Genomic DNA, 15,356 nt, shown 5'->3' with positions numbered 1-15,356 from the left:
ACCGTCGGAATCCTGCGCGGTCGCCGCCAGCGGAATCGTCGCGGGCAGCGTGTAGGTGCCGCCCGTGACCGGCGCGGTCAGCGCCACGGACGGCGGCTGGTTGGGGCCGGTGCACGCCACGCCGTTGACCGCGAAATCGGTCGGGGGCCGGTTCGCCGAACCCTTGCTGCCGTTGAAGCCGACCTGTGCCGAACCGCCCGCGGGGATCGTCCGCGCCCAGTCCGGATTCGTCACGGTCACCGCGGCACCGGTCTGACTGAACGTGCCGTTCCAGCCCTGCGTGACACGCTGCCCGTCGGGGAACGTCCACGTCAGCCGCCAGCCGTCCATCACGTCGCCGTCGTTGCGGATCGTCGCCGTGGCACCGAAACCGGTGTTCCACTCGTTGGTGATCTCGTAGGTGACGGTGCACGCGACCGCGGCCGGTGCCGCCACAGCGGGCGCACCACCGACCACAGTCGCCACCGCGACCGCCAATGCCATTGCTCGTCGTCGAGCCATGCCGCCGCCTCTCGACCCTGGGAGCGCTCCCAGATTTCACGGCACTGTAACGCGGGTCACTTGGGCCAACCGAGACGCGGTGTAACCGCTCATGCACTCAATGACACAGCGCAGGACGCCGAATGGCGGACAACAGGTTCGTCTGCCCGATTCTCTTACTGCTCTGTTCGAGTGGAATTCTGGGAACGGTCCCAGAAGAGGAAAAGCCGGGGTCAGCTCTCCGCGGACCGGCCAGGGCCGCGCAGCGACGGCACAAGTGCCAGTGCCGGTAACAACAGCAGTGGGACCACCAACAGTGCGCGCAGGACACCCACCCGGTCGCCGAGGAGGCCGACGAGCGGCGGCCCGGCGAGGAACGCCGTGTAGCCGATGACCGCGACCACGCTGACCCTGGCGGCCGCGCGCCCGGGGTCGTCCGCCGCGGCACTCATGCCGACCGGGAAGCCCAGCGCGGTACCGAGTCCCCACAGGGCGACACCGGCGACGGCCACCACCGGGGATCCACCGAACACCGCCACCGCCACTCCGGCTGCCGCCAGCAGCATGGTCGTGATCAGCACCCGCACCCGGCCCCAGCGGTCCAGCGCGATCGTGCCGGCGATGCGGCCGAAGGTCATCGTCGTGACGAACACGCCGAACACCAGCGCGCCCTCCGCGGCGTCGAACCGGTAGCCGTCGACGAACGCCACCGCCACCCAGTCGTTCGCGGTGCCCTCGGTGAACGCCAGCACCAGCACGAGCAGGCCGATCAGCAGCGTGCGGGGTTCCCGCCACGCGGCCATGACCCCGCTACCGCGGCCGTGCGACGCCTCACCGCCGAACCGGAAGGTCCGCGCCGCGACCAACGTGCCGCCCGCGGCCACCGCGGCCACGCCGGCCAGATGCGCGGTCACCGGCAGGACCACCCACGCCGCCAGTGACGCGAGCCCGGCGGCGGCGACGGTGCCCAGGCTCCACATGGCGTGGAACCGGGACATCACCGTCCGCCCGAGCGCGCGTTCCACCTCCGCGGCCTCGACGTTCATCGCGACGTCGCACAGGCCGGACCCGTACCCGAGCACGAAGATCCCCGCCGCCGTCAACGGCACCGACGGCAGGGCTCCGATCCCGGCTCCGGCCAGCGAGAGACCGATCCCCACCACCACCGCTGACACGCACACCGTGCGCCGCGGGCCGAGCCGGTGCGTCGCCTCACCCGCCGTGATCATCGCCAGGCACGCGCCCAGCGACATCGCCAGCAACAGCAGGCCCAGCTCACCCGAGGTCAGGCCGAGCGCGTCGCGGGCGGCAGGCACGCGGGCGAACCAGGTCGCCACGGCCACCCCGTTCAGTCCGAACGTGACGGCGACACCGGCCGCGGCGGCGCGGACCTGGCTGCGCGGCAACGTGTCCGTCATCCGTTCTCCTCTCCAGGCGCGAGATCGGCGCGCCTGTGTTTCGATCCAGGGAAACACACCCCACCCGTGGAAGCGCTTCCACAGCAATACTGACGCGATGACGGCAAATCGCATCGCGACACTCGACGACGTGGCCAGGGCCGCAGGCGTGTCCCGGGCGACCGCCTCACGGGTGGTCACCGGCCAGGGCCCGGCATCACCGAAGGCGCGCGACCGGGTCGCCGCGGCCGTGGCCGAACTCGGCTACGTGCCGGACGCCGCCGCGCGCGCCCTGGTCACCCGCGGCGGCACGCGCCTCGCCGTCGCCGTCATCGGCCGCACCGCCGCCGTGCTCGACGACCCGTACGTCGGCCGGGCGCTGGCGGCGGCCGCGACCACGGCCGCCGAGCACGAGGTCGGGGTCTCCCTGCACTGGCTGCCCCTGCACGAACCGGCCTCGCTCGCACGGCTCGCCGGCAGCCGCGGGCTCGGCGGCCTGGTCGTGATCAACCCGACCAGGCCCGCGCTCGAGACGGTGCCGCGGTCACTGCGCGGCCGGGTCGCCGCCATCGGGGTCGGCTCGCGCGACGTGCCGTCGTTCGACGTCGACAACCGCAACGGCACCGACGGGGTCGTGCGCCACCTGGTGCGCACCGGCCGGAGCCGGATCGCGATGGTCACCGGGCCGTCCTGGCTGCCGTGCGGAGACCGCGCCGTCGACGCCTACCGGCGGGTCGTGCGGGACAGCGGTGGCGAGGTGCGGGTGGTGCCCGGCGACTTCACCGCGGCGCGCGGCGCCGAGGCGGCCGTCGAGATCATGGCGCGGTGGCCGGACACCGACGCGGTGTTCGCGCTCAGCGACCTCACGGCGCTGGGCGTGCTCGACGGGTTGCGCGGGCTGGGCGTCGACGTCCCGGGAGACGTGGCGGTCGCCGGGTTCGACGACATCCCGTTCGCCGGCCTGAGCCGCCCGGCGCTGACCACGACCACGCACCCGGTCGAGGACATCGCCGCGGGAGCCGTGCGAGCGGTGCTCGGCTCCCGCGACATCAGCCCGGTGACGTTCTTCTCCTCCACGCTCGTCGTCCGCGAAAGCGCGTGATCACGCGGTCGTGCCGGTGACCGCACCGCCCGACTTGGTGACGTAGTAGGTGACCTTGGCACCACTCCAGTAGTGGAACGTCAGTGTCACCCGCTGGCCGTCCTTGACGGCGCCGAAGAAGTCCGGTGTCAGAGTGGTCTTGCCGTCCGGGTAGTTGGGCGTGAAAGTCCTGTCGTACTCCTTGAAGGACGTCCAGTCGTTCGGCCCGGCGAAGGTGCCGTCGTCGTACTTGGCCTCCATCGTGGCGAGTTGGTCGCCGCGGAAGGCGGTCGGGATCTCGAACTTGGCCGTCGTCCCGGTCGCGCCGGACAACACCGGCGTGTCATGGGTGATGACGTAGAACCGCCACGGCACGCCCTGGGAGAACTTGGCCGTCAGCACCGCGTTCGTGCCGTAGCCCCGCGAGCCGCTCAGCCTGGTCAGCGCCGAGGCGGTCAGGGTGAGCCGATCGCCGTCGACCGTGTAGTCACGGCCACGTGTCAGCGCGATGTTTCCGTTGTACAGCCCCGAGAACGATGTGCCGTTGAGGTTCAACGCGATCGTCTTGGCGGTGATGTCACTCGACTTCGCGTTGAACACCTGGTCGGTGAACGCGGTGCCGGATCGGGTCGTCCAGCTCGACTTGATCTGCGCGAAGAGCTGGGGATCGCTCCACTGGAACGACGTGCGACCGAGGTGCTGGCCGTTGTCCCACAACATCGTGGTGATCTTCTTGGTACGCGCGTAGTAGCCGAGGTACTCGAAGAACTTCAGCTTCTCGCCCTGCTCGATGGTCCCGGTGTGCCGATCGAAGCCCAGCAGGCCGTACTCACCGAGGATCACCGGGATGCCGCGTGCGATGAAGCTGTTGTGCACGCGGTCGAACGTGTCGGTGATGTCCTTCTGCACTCCCGCGTCGAAGCGCGTGCCACCCGCGATGTTCACGCTGAACGGCCAGTAGCCGTAGTAGTGCACGGTCGCGGCGATGTTGGGGTCGCCGAACCCGCGGATCTGCTCCACCACCGGGTCGATGTACGCCTGCTCCGAGGTGGTGTGCAGGGTCGGCAACACCAGCAGACGGGTGGCGTTGTTGCCGCCCGACCGGCGCACGATGTCGCGGAACGACGCGTTCAGCTCGTTGTTCAGCTGTATTTCCTGCGGCTTGCCCGTGCTCCCGGTGAACTGCGGCTCGTTCCAGCTCTCGAACGTCAGCCTGGGCCCGAACTCGGCGAAGGCGCCCGCCAGCTGCGTCCAGATCTTGTCGAACCGCGTGCGCACGAGATCGTGCTCCGCGGGCATCCTCCAGATCCACTGCCACGAGTCGTGGTGAATGTTGACCAGGACGTACAGATCGCGCGCCAACGCCCAGCGGACGACCTCCTCGACGCGGGCCAGGTACGCCGGCTCGATCTGGAAGTCCGGCCCCTGGCCGAGGTGCGCGCTCCAGGTGACCGGAAGGCGGATGCTCCTGAAGCCCTGCGCCTTCACGTTGTCCAGCAGCTCTTCGGTGATGCGCGGGTTGCCCCACGACGTCTCCTCGCTGCCGGTCGAGTCCAGCGTGTTGCCGAGGTTCCACCCCGGTTCCATCGCCGCCACCTGCTCTGTCGCGGTGAGCTGTTTCCCGCCGTGAACGCACGTGACACCGTTGAGCGAGAACGACAACGGCGCCGTGTTGGCGTGGTCCCAGATGCCCGTGAAACCGAACTTCACCGTCGCCTGCGACGCGATCCTGGCGTTCTGGCCGACGTTGGCGGCGGTGACCTGGCCGCCCGACTCGGTGATCTTCGCGTTCCAGGCGTTCCCGGCCTGCTGGCCGGACGGCCACTCCCATCGCAGCTTCCAGCCGTCGACGGCGGCACCGAGGTTGGTGACGGCGACGTCGGCCTTGAAGCCGCCCTGCCACTGGCCCGTCACCGAGTAGGTGACCTTGCAGCCGGTCTCCGCCGCGACGGCGGTCGCCGGTGCCACGGCCGTCGCCAGGACGGTGATCCCGGCCAGCGCGACACCGAGAACTGTTCGTGTGTTGCGGCGTGCTCCGAACATGAACCCTCGCAATCAGTTGAACGGCTGGTAGTCGAACCAGTCGAAGTGGACGGTGCCGTCGGCCGCGTACATGCCGATGACGCGGCCGGTGAAGCCGCCGGCCACCTCGGTCGAGAGGTACTTGCCGTCGAGCGTGGCGAGCGGGGTGAACGTGCCGTCGGATTCCTCGACGCCGAAGGACAGGGTGTCCGGGCCGGAGCGCGAGTCCCGGAGTTCTCGCGCCTCGTCCACCTGGACACCGAGGACCAGCGGTCCGCCCGGCGCGGGCCGGGTCGCCACCACAGTCCGCAGCGGACCGATGCGGGCAAGGACCCGCACCTCTCCGGACGCCACCTCGATCTCGTAGTGGTGGTCCTCGTCCAACCGGACCGCGAGGCCACCGCTGCCTTCCGACGGATCGATCAGCGCGCGAGCACGGCACGACAGGTGCTGCTGGCGCCGGCCGGCGAACACGACCGCGGGATCATCCAAAGAGGACCCGCGGGCGTGCAACGTCAGCCAGCCGGAGCGTTCCTTCGTGGTGCAGTGCTGCTCGGAACGGTCGCGCAACGACACCCAGCACGGCTGGAGTTCGTTGTCGTCGAAGTCGTCCAGCTCCGTCTCCGAACTGGCAGGTCCCTGCACCAGCTCCCCGACCACCGGCCAGTCGCCGACCCAGCTCACCGGCGCCAGGAAGGTCTCCCTGCCGAGCACGTGCCAGCCGGGGGTGCCGCCGCCGGGTCGCACGCCGAGCAACACCATCCACCACGACCCATCGGGCCCCTGCACCAGATCCGCGTGACCGGTGTTCTGGACGGGCTCGTAGGTGCTGCGGTGGCTGAGGATCGGGTTGGCAGGGCACGGTTCGAACGGACCGTCCGGCGCCGGGCCGCGGGCGATCGAGACGGCGTGCCCCCGTTCGGTGCCGCCTTCGGCGATCAGCAGGTACCAGTGGTCGCCGATCCGGTACAGGTGCGGTGCCTCCGGTGCCTTGGCGCCGGGCGTGCCGGACCACAGCGGGCGCGGCTCGCCGAACGTCTCACCGGTGGCCGGGTCGATGCGGTACTGCCGCACCCCGGCGACCGTGCACCAGCAGTTGCCGTCGTCGTCCCACGCGAGGTCCGGATCGATGCCGCCGACCGCGGGCAGCGGGATCGGGTCGGACCACGGCCCTGCCGGATCGGTGGCGGTGAAGATCATGTTGCCGCCGCCGTGGCTCACGCTGGTGACGACCAGCCAGAACCGGCCGTCGTGGTGGCGCAGCGTCGGCGCGTAGATCCCCGCTGACGAAGGCGTTTCCGCGGTCAGGAGCAGCTGACTCGGCCGGTCCAGCGCGTTGCCGATCTGCTTCCACCGCACCAGGTCCCTGCTGTGGAAGACCGGGACGCCGGGGAAGTGCTCGAAGCTGGAGCACACCAGGTAGTAGTCCTCCCCGACCCGGCACACGCTGGGATCGGGGTGCATGCCCGGGAGCACTGGGGTGGTCACCCGTCAACTCCTCTGGTCGTGAGCCGGTGCAGGACGGCCGAGGGCGCGGTGGGCATCGTGACCGCGAGTGGCGTCGCGGTGTCGTCGCCGGATCGTGGTCATCGCGCCGGTCCTTCCCGCAGCACCGCGCACCCGCCCGGCGGCAGGTCCTCCACCGGTCCGCCCGTGAGCAGGTCGTGCGCGTTTCCGGACAGGGAAACGGGTTCGGCGCTGTGGTTGAGCACGACGTGCCAGCGGCGGCCGTCCTCGCCGTGGCGGGTGACGGCCTCGACGCCGGACGGCAGTCCCGGCAGCACCGGGCCGACGCCGGCGGCGTCCAGCAGCCGGGCGACCAGTGCCGCGTAGTCCGCGTCGTCGAGGCGGGTGGACAGGTACCAGCCCTCTCCCCCGCCGTAGCCGTACCGGGTGAGCGCCGGGGATCCGGCGAGCATGCCGTGGGTGTAGGCGACGACCGTCTCGGCGCCCACCGCCCGGACGGACTCGCTCCAGGCGGTGCCGTGCGAGCCGTCGGAGAGGGTGATCCGCTCGTCGCGCCCCAGTGGCCGGTACTCCTCGACCCGGATGCCCAGCGCCTCCCGCAGGGGTGCGGCCGGGTAGCCGCCGAGCCGGGCGTGCACGCGGTCGTCGACGACCCCGCCGAAGTGCTGGAAGAGCAGCGTGCCTCCGTCCGCGACGTAGCGGCGCAGGTTCGCCGCGCCGGTGTCGGACAACAGGAACAGCGCCGGGGCCAGCACCAGCCGGTACCGGCTCAGGTCCACCTCCGGGTGCGCGAAGTCGGTCACCACCCCGGCGTCCCACAACGCGCGGTGGGCGCCCCGCAGTGCGGAGTGGTAGTCGAGCTCGGACGAGGGCAGGCCGTCCGAGTTCATCGCCCACCACGCGTCGGAGTCGTGCAGCACGGCCACCTGGGCCGTGACGGTCGATCCCGCCAGCTCGGCGAGCCGGGCGACGGCCGCGCCGGTCTCCGTCACCTCGGCGAAGACCCGGCTGTCCGGACCGGCGTGCGGGACCATCCCCGAGTGCCACTGCTCGGCACCCGCCTTCGACTGGCGCCACTGGAAGAACAACGCCCCCTCCGACCCGCGCGCGATGTGGCCGAGGGAGTGCCGCAGGATGTCGCCGGGTTCCTTGGCCAGCGTCCGATCGCCGGCGTAGACGGTGCTGGTGCCCTGTTCCATCAGCAGCCACGGCGCACCACCCGCGAGCGAGCGGGCGCGGTCGGCGGCGAACGCGACGTCCGCGGCGGCGCCGAGGCCCTGCCGGTCCGGGTAGTGGTCGATCGCGACCAGGTCGACCTCGCGGCCCAGCGCCCACAGGTCGACGTTCTGGTAGCCGGGCTGCATCATGTTGGTCGTCACCGGCCGGTCGCTGTGCGCGCGGATCGCGTCGCGCTGCTCGGCGTAGGCGGCGATCACCTCGTCGGAGAAGAACCGGCTGAAGTCCAGCGTGAGACCGGGATTGCGGTGCCACTGGGTGGCGCGCGGCGGCAGGACCTGCTCCCAGCTGCCGTACCGCTGGCCCCAGAACGCCGTCCCCCACGCCTCGTTGAGCGCGTCCAGCGAACCGTGCCGGGCCTGCAACCAGACCCGGAACGCGGCGGCGGTGTGCTCACACCAGCACAACGTGACGTACTCGTTGTGCACGTGCCACAGCGCGAGCGCCGGGTGGTCGCCATAACGTTCCGCGAGGGCGGAGGCGATGCGCCGGGCCGCCTCGCGGTAGGCCGGGGCGCTGAGGCAGTAGGTGTCGCGGCTGCCGTGGACCAGCCGGGTGCCGCCGGGGGTGACCGGCAGGGCGTCCGGGTGCGCCAGCGTGAACCACGGGGGCGGCGAGGCGGTCGGCGTGGCCAGGTCGACGGCGACACCGTTGGCGTGCAGGCGGTCCAGGTGCGCGTCGAGCCACCCGAAGTCGTAGCGGCCCTCCTCCGGTTCGAGCAGCGCCCAGGAGAACACGCCGACCGTGGCCAGGTTGACCCCGGCCCTGCGCATCAGCTCGTCGTCCTCCTTCCACACCGGTTCGTCCCACTGCTCCGGGTTGTAGTCGCCGCCGAAAGCGAGCCCCTGCAACCGTTCGACGAGACGACGGGTCGTCATGCCTCCTCCTATCGCAGGGGCAGACGGGCGTCGTCGCGCAGGAACAGCGGGATGCGTTCGATCGGGGCGGCGACGGTCACCGTCCGCCCGCCCTCGTGCTCCTCGCCGGTCCACGCGTCGGTCCACCGGGCACCGACGGGGAGATACACGTCCCGCTCCCGCGCACCCGCCTCGGTGATCGGAGCCACGAGCAGGTCGGCACCGAGCAGGAACGCGTCCTCGACGTCCCACGCGCCGAGGTCGCCGGGGAACTCCAGGAACACCGGCCGCATCGGCGGCACACCGGTGTCGGAGGTCGTGCGCATCTGCTGCATCACGTAGGGACGCAGGCGTTCCCGCAGCCGGAGGTGCCCGGCGAGGATCTCGTACGCCTCCTCGCCGTAGGACCAGACCTCGTTGGCCAGACCGGTCATCGCGGGCTCCAGCACCTGCTCGTCGCCGCGGAAACCGTGCAGGCGGAACAGCGGGCAGAAGGTGCCGTACTGGAACCAGCGCACGAGGACCTCGCGGTAGGCGGGGTCGTCGGGGTCGCCTCCGTGGAAGCCACCGATGTCCGTTGTCCACCAGGGGATGCCCGACATCATCACGTTCAGGCCGGCCTTGATCTGGGTGCGCAGCGAGGCGAAGTCCGTGGCGATGTCACCGGACCACAGCGCGGCCCCGTACCGCTGCGCACCCGCCCAGGTGGAGCGGTTGAGCGAGATGATCTCGCTCTCCCCCGCCGCGCGCAGTCCGTCGTGGACGGTGCGGGCGTTCTCGCGGGGGTAGAGGTTGCCCACCTCCAGACCGGGACCGGCGTGGTAGCGCAGGTTGTACTGGTGCCCCGGCTTGAGCTCGGGTTCACCGGCGTCCAGCCAGAACACCTTGACGCCGAGCTCGTGGTAACCGCGCCGGATGCGTTGCCACACGTACTCGCGGGCCTCGGGGTTGGTCGCGTCGTAGAAGGCGACCTGGGCGGAGTACGCGCCGAGCCCCTTGTCCGGCCAGTCCGCGTGCGCCATCGGCCCGAACTCGGTGCCGATGAACAGACCCTGGTCCAGCATCGGGTGGTAGTTCTCGCTCGCCGGGCTCACCGACGGCCAGACCGACACCATCAGCTTGACGCCCATCTCGTCCAGCTCGCGCACCATCGCCGCCGGGTCCGGCCACTCGGCGGGATCGAACTTCCACTCACCGAGATGCGTCCAGTGGAAGAAGTCGCAGACGATCACGGACAACGGCAGCCCGCGCCGCCTGTACTCGCGCGCGACCTCCATCAGCTCGTCCTGGGTGCGATAGCGCAGCTTGCACTGCCAGAAACCCGAAGCCCACTCCGGCAACTCCGGTGAGTGCCCCGTCGCGTCGGCGTAGCGGCTCAGCACCTCGGCCGGCTGACCGGCGGTGATCCAGTAGTCGATCTGGCGGGCGCTGTCGGACACCCACCGCGTGCCGGTCTCCGCCAGTTCCACCCGCCCGATCGCGGGCGAGTTCCACAGCAGCCCGTAGCCGCGATCGGAGATCACCAGCGGGATGGTGACCTCGGCGTTGCGCTGGACGAGGTCGATGACCGCGCCCTTCTGGTTCAGCATGCCGTGGGTGTGCTGGCCCAGGCCGTAGAGCCGTTCTCCTTGGTAGGCGCGGAAACGCTGTTCGAGCCGGTGGTGGCCGTTGCCGGTCGCGGTGGCGAGACGCGGTCCAGGCCACCAGAAGTGGGCGGGCTGCTCGGCGAGGATCTCGGTGCCGTCCTCGGTGCTGAGGAACGTCAGCCTGCCCGCGGACGCGCCGAGCTCCGGGGTGAGCTTGCCCTCGGTGTCGGCGTCGATCCGGACGGTCAGCCTGCCGTTGACGAGGGTCGCGTGGTGCTCGGCGATCTTGATCTCCGCCGCGCCACCGTCCGGTGCCGTGCCGAGCAGGGCGCCCGGCAGTCCGTCGAGCAACGGCCCACCCGGCGTGGCCCGGACCCGGACGGCGTCCTGGCCCCACACCTCGACGCGGAGGGTCTCGCCTCTGGCGCGCCATTCGAGTGCGTCGCCGAGGTCTCGGAAGTGCATGGGCATGCGCCGCTCCTCGCGGTTCGTCTTCGGTGTGGATGAACGGGACAGCGGGCGTCAGGCGGCGGTCAGGGCTGGCGCGGCGCGGGCCCCGTGCTGTCCCGGATGGTCAGGGCGGGCGTGAGCAGCACCCGTTCGTCGGCCGGGCGGTCGCCGCCACCCGCCGCGGCGAGCCTGCGCATGACCTGCTCGACGGCGACCCGGCCGAGGGTCTGCGCGGAGCCGGTGACCGCGGTGAGTCTGGGGGCGAACTGCTCAGCGAGCTGGTCCTGGCAGAGCGCGATCACCGAGGCGTCCTCGGGCACGGTGCGGCCGCTCATGCGCAGCAACGTGAGCAGCGGCCCGATCGCGCCTTCGTTCTGCACCACGAAACCGGTGGTGCCCGGCCGGTCCGCGAGGACGCGGGAGAGCGTTCCCGCGGTGCTCTCGTAGGTGCCCTCGCAGGACCGGTGCAGGAACCGCAGACCGCGCTGCTCCGCCCGGTCGCGGAAACCGGTGAGGGTACGTTCGGCGTAGCCGGCGTGCCGGTGGTAGACGCCGGAGCCGTAGCCGATGAACGCGATCTCGCGATGGCCCAGATCGGCCAGGTGGTCCGCGCACACCGCACCGGCGGCGGCGAAGTCGTGGTCCACACAGGACAGTCCGCGGCCGTCCTCCGCCAGGCCGATGAGCGTGGCCTGGGTGCCCTGGGCCCGCAGCACCGGGATGCGCTCGTCGTCCAGTTCGACGTCCATCAGGATCACGCCGTCGGCGAGGCCGCTGGCCGCGATCCGCTTCACCCCGGCCGGTCCCTCGTCGTTGGTGATCAGCAGTACGTCGTAGCCGTGCTGACGGGCCGCCATGGTCACCGAGATCGCGATCTCCATCATGACCGGGACGTAGACGTCGGTGCGCAGCGGCACCATCAGCGCGACGACGTGCGACCGCCGGGCGGCCAGGGCCCGCGCGCCGGCGTGCGGGTGGTAGCCGAGCTCCCGCACGGAGATCTGGACCCGGCGCCGGGTCTCCTCGGAGATCGAGCGCTTGCCGCTCAGCACGTAGCTCACCGTGCTGGACGACACGCCCGCATGCCTGGCCACGTCGGCAATGGTCACCATGTGCGTCAACCCTTGATCGCGCCGGTCAGGACGCCCGTGCGGAAGTGCTTCTGCACGAACGGATAGACGATGAGCAACGGCACGAGAGTCAGCACCACCACTGCCATCTGCAACGACAGCGGCGCGGTCTGGGACAACGCGGTGCCGAAGCCCGAGTTGACCGAGCCCGGCATGCCGTTGCCGCGGTTGACGTACGTGTAGAGCACGTACTGCAGCGGCCATTTCTCGCTGTCCGTGGGCATGTACATCATCACGTTGAAGAAGGAGTTCCAGTAGCCGACGCCGTAGAACAGCGCCATCACCGCCGTCACCGCACGCGAGGTCGGCAGCACGATCGACCACAGGATCCGCCAGTCGCCCGCGCCGTCGATCCGCGCGGCCTCGATCAGGTCGACCGAGGTGCTGGAGTAGAAGGACCGCAGGATCAGGATGTTGAAGACGGACACCGCGCTCGGCAGGATCAGCGCCCACAGCTGGCCGTAGCCGCCCAGCCCGGTGACGACCAGGAAGGTGGGGATCAGGCCGCCGTTGACGAACATGGTGACGATCAACAGGGTCAGCAGGAAGCGGTGCGCGAACGACCGCGAACGGGACAGGCCGTAGGCGCACATGACCGAGACCACCATCGACACGACCGTGCCGACCGCCGTGATCCCCAGGCTCACCACCAGAGCGTTGCGCACCGTCGCGTCCTGCAGCATGACCCGGTAGGCCTCGAAGGTCACCTCGCCCGGCCAGAGCACGAGGCCGCCCGCGCGGTTGACCGCGCCCTGGGTGGACAGGCTGGTCACCACGATGATCCACAACGGCACCAGCATCACGAGCAGCACACCGGTGAGGGTCACGCCCTTGGCGGCCTCGCCGACGACGGTCGGCGGTTCCTCCCAGGCCGGGCGGTTGCCGCGCCGCTTGCGGCGGACGAGTGGTTCCGGCGCGACCGCGGTCGCGCTCATGCGTTCGACGACGCTGAGTGTGTCGGTCATTTCCGGTACAACCCGTCTTCACCGAAGGCGTGCGCCATCTTGTTCGCACCCCAGATGAGCAGCAGCGAGATCACGCTCTTGAACAGGCCCGCCGCCGCGCCGTAGCTGTAGTCGCCGGTGGCGATGCCGTAGTAGAACGAGAAGGTGTCGAGCACGTCGGCCGTGTCGTAGCCGACCGCGTCGCGCTGGATGAGGAACTGCTCGAATCCGACGGTCAGCGCGTTGCCCAGGCGCAGCACCAGCATCAGCACGATGACGCCGCGCAGGCCGGGCAGGGTGATGTGCCACAACCGCCGCCATCGTCCGGCGCCGTCCGCCGCCGCCGCCTCGTAGAGGTCGGTGTTGATGGCGGCGAGCGCGGCCAGGAAGACGATGATCCCCCAGCCGGCCTCCTTCCAGATCACCTGGGAGGAGACCAGCAGCGCGAAGGTGTCCGGGTTCGTCATGACGTCCCAGGTACCGATGTCGTTGTTGCGCAGGAAGTGGTTGAGCGCACCCGCGCCGCCGAGCATCTGCTGGAAGATCGTGATGGCCAGCACCCACGAGAAGAAGTGCGGCAGGTAGACGACGGACTGGACGAAGTTGCGCACCCGCGGCGACAGCACCGAGTTGAGCAGCAGCGCCAGCGCGATCGGGACCGGGAAGAACAGGATCAGCTGGACGAAGCTCAGGTACAGCGTGTTCCGCACCGCGTTCCAGAACAGCGGGTCACCGAACAGCCGCTGGAACTGGTCGAGACCCGCCCACGTGCTGTACCAGACGCCCGCCAGCGGGTCGTACTCCTGAAACGCCGTGACGAGCCCGAACAGCGGGACGTAGTTGAAGACCAGCAGCAGGACGACGGCGGGCAGCGTCATCAGGATCAGCGACCGGTCGCGGCGCAGCCGCACCCGCCAGCTCAGCCGCGCCGGTCGCCTCGTGAGGTCCGGCCGCGCCGTGGTCGTCGTGGTCACTGTCCGGTGCCGTGCTTCTGCAGGACGTTGTCATTCGTCCACTGGATCAGCTTGTCGCCACCACCACTGGTCTTCCAGCTGGCCACGGCATCCTTGACCTCGGACACCTTCTTCTTGCCGTGGTAGCAGTCCTTGATCGCGTCCTCGACCTGCTGACCGGCGTCCGCCGTGGCCTGCGCCTGGGGCATGCTGATGTTCATGTTCCAGAAGACCGGCTTGACCAGCGCCTTCACGTTGGCGATCTGCCAGGAGGTGTAGTCCTTGGTGACGACGTCCGCGCCGGGGTTGCTGACGGCGGCGGCCGCGGCGGCCAGGAACGGGTAGGTCTGCGCCTGGACTTCCTTCTTGCCGGCCTCGGTGGCGGTCGGCACGCCGTCGACCATGGTGAAGTGGGTGCCCTCGACGCCGAAGTTGACCATCGTGAACTCGGCGGAGCCGAACGGCGCGGCGAGGTAGTTCGCGACGGCCAGGCACTCCTCGATCTGTTCTGGCTTCAGGTTGACGTTGAGATAGCTCATGATGCTGGCGCCCGCGCCCATGTAGACCCGCGGTTCGCTCTTGCCGTCGGCGGAGAAGACGTTCAGCCCGCCGCGCCGGAAGTTCGGGTTGGCGGCCTTGCCGGACTGGGAGTCGGCGAGGTTCCACGCCCCCGTGCCACCACTCGTGATCAGCGTCTTGCCGCCGTAGAACCGGGTGTTGCCGTTGGCGTTGTCGCCCGCAAGCGCGTCGGGGTGCACGTAACCCGCGGCCGCGAGCCGGTTGCACCAGTCGAGTGCCGCGAGGAACTCCTCGGTCTCGTACAGGTGGACCAGCTTTCCGTTGTCCACCCGCCACTTCAGCGGCGCGCCGAAGGACGTGTAGACGTAGCGGTAGATGTCGTCGAACGCCCACACGCCGTTCTTGGCGTCGGTCAGCTCCTTGCCGAGGTTCATCAGGTCGTCGGCGGACTTCACCTGGTCGGCCTTGATCCCCCTGGCGTCGAAGACGTCGTGGCGGTAGTAGAGGAGACCCGCGATCTGGAATCCGGTGGCGAACGAGGGGATCCCGTACAACTTCTCGCCCCAGGCACCGGTCCGCCACGCGGAGGTCGGGATGGCCGCGAGGTTGGGGTACTTCTTGATGTTGTCGCCGGACAGGTACGGCGTCAGGTCCGCGAGCTGGTTCCCCACCAGGCCGCCGACGTTCATCTGGGAGTTCCACCAGGTCGGGAGCTGGATCCAGTCGGGCAGCCGCTTCGAGGCCGTCATCGTCGGGATGATGGTGTTGTAGGTGTTGCCGTCGGCCGGTTTCATCTCCAGCTGGACGCCCAGAGCCTTGTTCATGGCCTGGTAGAACGCGTTGTCAGCCGGCGGGATGGTCCCCCACAGCGGCGTGACCGCCGAGTACTTGCCGCCCTTGCCGGGGACACCGGACACGGTGGCGACCCGGTTGGTCGGGTAGCTGAGGAAGCCGGGGTTCGTCAGCACGTCGGGGCCGCCCGCGACGGACGCGATGTCCGGTTTGATCGACGTGTTCGGCACGTAGGCCGGTAACACGGCTTTGAGGGCGGCCTCGGAACCCACACCCGCCCGCTGGGCCGGGCCACCGCCGCAGGCGGACAGCAGCGGCCCCATCGCGACGAGCCCTGCGGCCGAGACGGCGGCGTTGAGGAAGCTTCTGCGGTTCAACTCGTTGCCCATGACGGAACCCGATCCTTCGTCGTCGAAGTGTCGAAGCGCTTAAACAGATTCCC

The 15,356-nt window shown here is 70.0% G+C and carries 11 protein-coding genes; 1 reads left to right on the top strand and 10 read right to left on the bottom strand.

All coding sequences use genetic code 11. The features are described from left to right. Window positions 1-501: cellulose-binding domain-containing protein (locus SK803_RS34455; RefSeq protein ID WP_319970363.1), on the bottom strand; the 501-nt coding region annotated here is incomplete at its 3' end. Window positions 502-713: 212 nt separating this feature from the next. Next, a complete protein-coding gene (locus SK803_RS34450; RefSeq protein ID WP_319970362.1) occupies window positions 714-1,898 on the bottom strand; it encodes an MFS transporter in 1,185 nt (394 codons plus the stop codon). 97 nt (window positions 1,899-1,995) lie between these two features. Between SK803_RS34450 and SK803_RS34445 the strand changes: the two genes are divergently transcribed. Continuing rightward, entirely contained in the window at window positions 1,996-2,979 is a 984-nt protein-coding gene (locus SK803_RS34445) for a LacI family DNA-binding transcriptional regulator (RefSeq protein ID WP_319970361.1), read from the top strand. Here the strand turns inward: SK803_RS34445 and SK803_RS34440 are convergent, their stop codons facing one another. The 8 genes from SK803_RS34440 to SK803_RS34405 all read right to left on the bottom strand — a co-directional run bounded on the left by SK803_RS34440 (window position 2,980) and on the right by SK803_RS34405 (window position 15,303). Further along, the gene (locus SK803_RS34440) at window positions 2,980-5,001 is read right to left on the bottom strand and encodes a cellulase family glycosylhydrolase (RefSeq protein WP_319970360.1); all 2,022 of its coding nucleotides are present in this window, start codon (window positions 4,999-5,001) and stop codon (window positions 2,980-2,982) included. A gap of 12 nt (window positions 5,002-5,013) precedes the next feature. Continuing rightward, the gene (locus tag SK803_RS34435; protein WP_319970359.1) at window positions 5,014-6,468 is read right to left on the bottom strand and encodes a glycoside hydrolase family 43 protein; all 1,455 of its coding nucleotides are present in this window, start codon (window positions 6,466-6,468) and stop codon (window positions 5,014-5,016) included. Window positions 6,469-6,566: 98 nt separating this feature from the next. Continuing rightward, window positions 6,567-8,561: a beta-galactosidase gene (locus SK803_RS34430; RefSeq protein ID WP_319970358.1), complete on the bottom strand. Its 1,995-nt coding sequence runs from the start codon at window positions 8,559-8,561 to the stop codon at window positions 6,567-6,569. Window positions 8,562-8,569: 8 nt separating this feature from the next. Then, complete coding sequence (locus tag SK803_RS34425; RefSeq protein WP_319970357.1) at window positions 8,570-10,597, bottom strand: glycoside hydrolase family 31 protein; 2,028 nt, start codon at window positions 10,595-10,597, stop codon at window positions 8,570-8,572. A gap of 62 nt (window positions 10,598-10,659) precedes the next feature. Further along, a complete protein-coding gene (locus SK803_RS34420) occupies window positions 10,660-11,688 on the bottom strand; it encodes a LacI family DNA-binding transcriptional regulator (RefSeq protein ID WP_319970356.1) in 1,029 nt (342 codons plus the stop codon). Between the two features lie 5 nt (window positions 11,689-11,693). Beyond that, on the bottom strand, window positions 11,694-12,671 hold the full coding sequence (locus tag SK803_RS34415; protein ID WP_319970355.1) for a carbohydrate ABC transporter permease: 978 nt from the start codon (window positions 12,669-12,671) through the stop codon (window positions 11,694-11,696). Next, the gene (locus SK803_RS34410) at window positions 12,668-13,624 is read right to left on the bottom strand and encodes an ABC transporter permease (protein WP_319970354.1); all 957 of its coding nucleotides are present in this window, start codon (window positions 13,622-13,624) and stop codon (window positions 12,668-12,670) included. Before SK803_RS34410 ends, SK803_RS34415 begins: the two co-directional genes overlap by 4 nt. Next, window positions 13,621-15,303, bottom strand: a complete 1,683-nt coding sequence (locus tag SK803_RS34405) for a type 2 periplasmic-binding domain-containing protein (protein ID WP_319970353.1) — start codon at window positions 15,301-15,303, stop codon at window positions 13,621-13,623. The genes SK803_RS34410 and SK803_RS34405 overlap by 4 nt, the downstream gene beginning before the upstream one ends. Between the last annotated feature and the right edge of the window lie 53 nt (window positions 15,304-15,356).

The organism is Lentzea miocenica (genome assembly GCF_033949945.1).
Classification (GTDB): Bacteria; Actinomycetota; Actinomycetes; order Mycobacteriales; family Pseudonocardiaceae; genus Lentzea; species Lentzea miocenica.
Note: the sequence above shows the minus strand (reverse complement) of the source record. Positions and strands in the feature narration are given on the sequence as shown.

Excerpts from the sequence above, each read along its gene's own strand:
- SK803_RS34450 (WP_319970362.1), bottom strand. The coding sequence starts at position 1,898 with ATGACGGACACGTTGCCGCGCAGCCAGGTCCGCGCCGCCGCGGCCGGT.
- SK803_RS34445 (WP_319970361.1), top strand. The coding sequence starts at position 1,996 with ATGACGGCAAATCGCATCGCGACACTCGACGACGTGGCCAGGGCCGCA.
- SK803_RS34440 (WP_319970360.1), bottom strand. The coding sequence starts at position 5,001 with ATGTTCGGAGCACGCCGCAACACACGAACAGTTCTCGGTGTCGCGCTG.
- SK803_RS34430 (WP_319970358.1), bottom strand. The coding sequence starts at position 8,561 with ATGACGACCCGTCGTCTCGTCGAACGGTTGCAGGGGCTCGCTTTCGGC.
- SK803_RS34425 (WP_319970357.1), bottom strand. The coding sequence starts at position 10,597 with ATGCCCATGCACTTCCGAGACCTCGGCGACGCACTCGAATGGCGCGCC.
- SK803_RS34420 (WP_319970356.1), bottom strand. The coding sequence starts at position 11,688 with ATGGTGACCATTGCCGACGTGGCCAGGCATGCGGGCGTGTCGTCCAGC.
- SK803_RS34415 (WP_319970355.1), bottom strand. The coding sequence starts at position 12,671 with ATGACCGACACACTCAGCGTCGTCGAACGCATGAGCGCGACCGCGGTC.
- SK803_RS34405 (WP_319970353.1), bottom strand. The coding sequence starts at position 15,303 with ATGGGCAACGAGTTGAACCGCAGAAGCTTCCTCAACGCCGCCGTCTCG.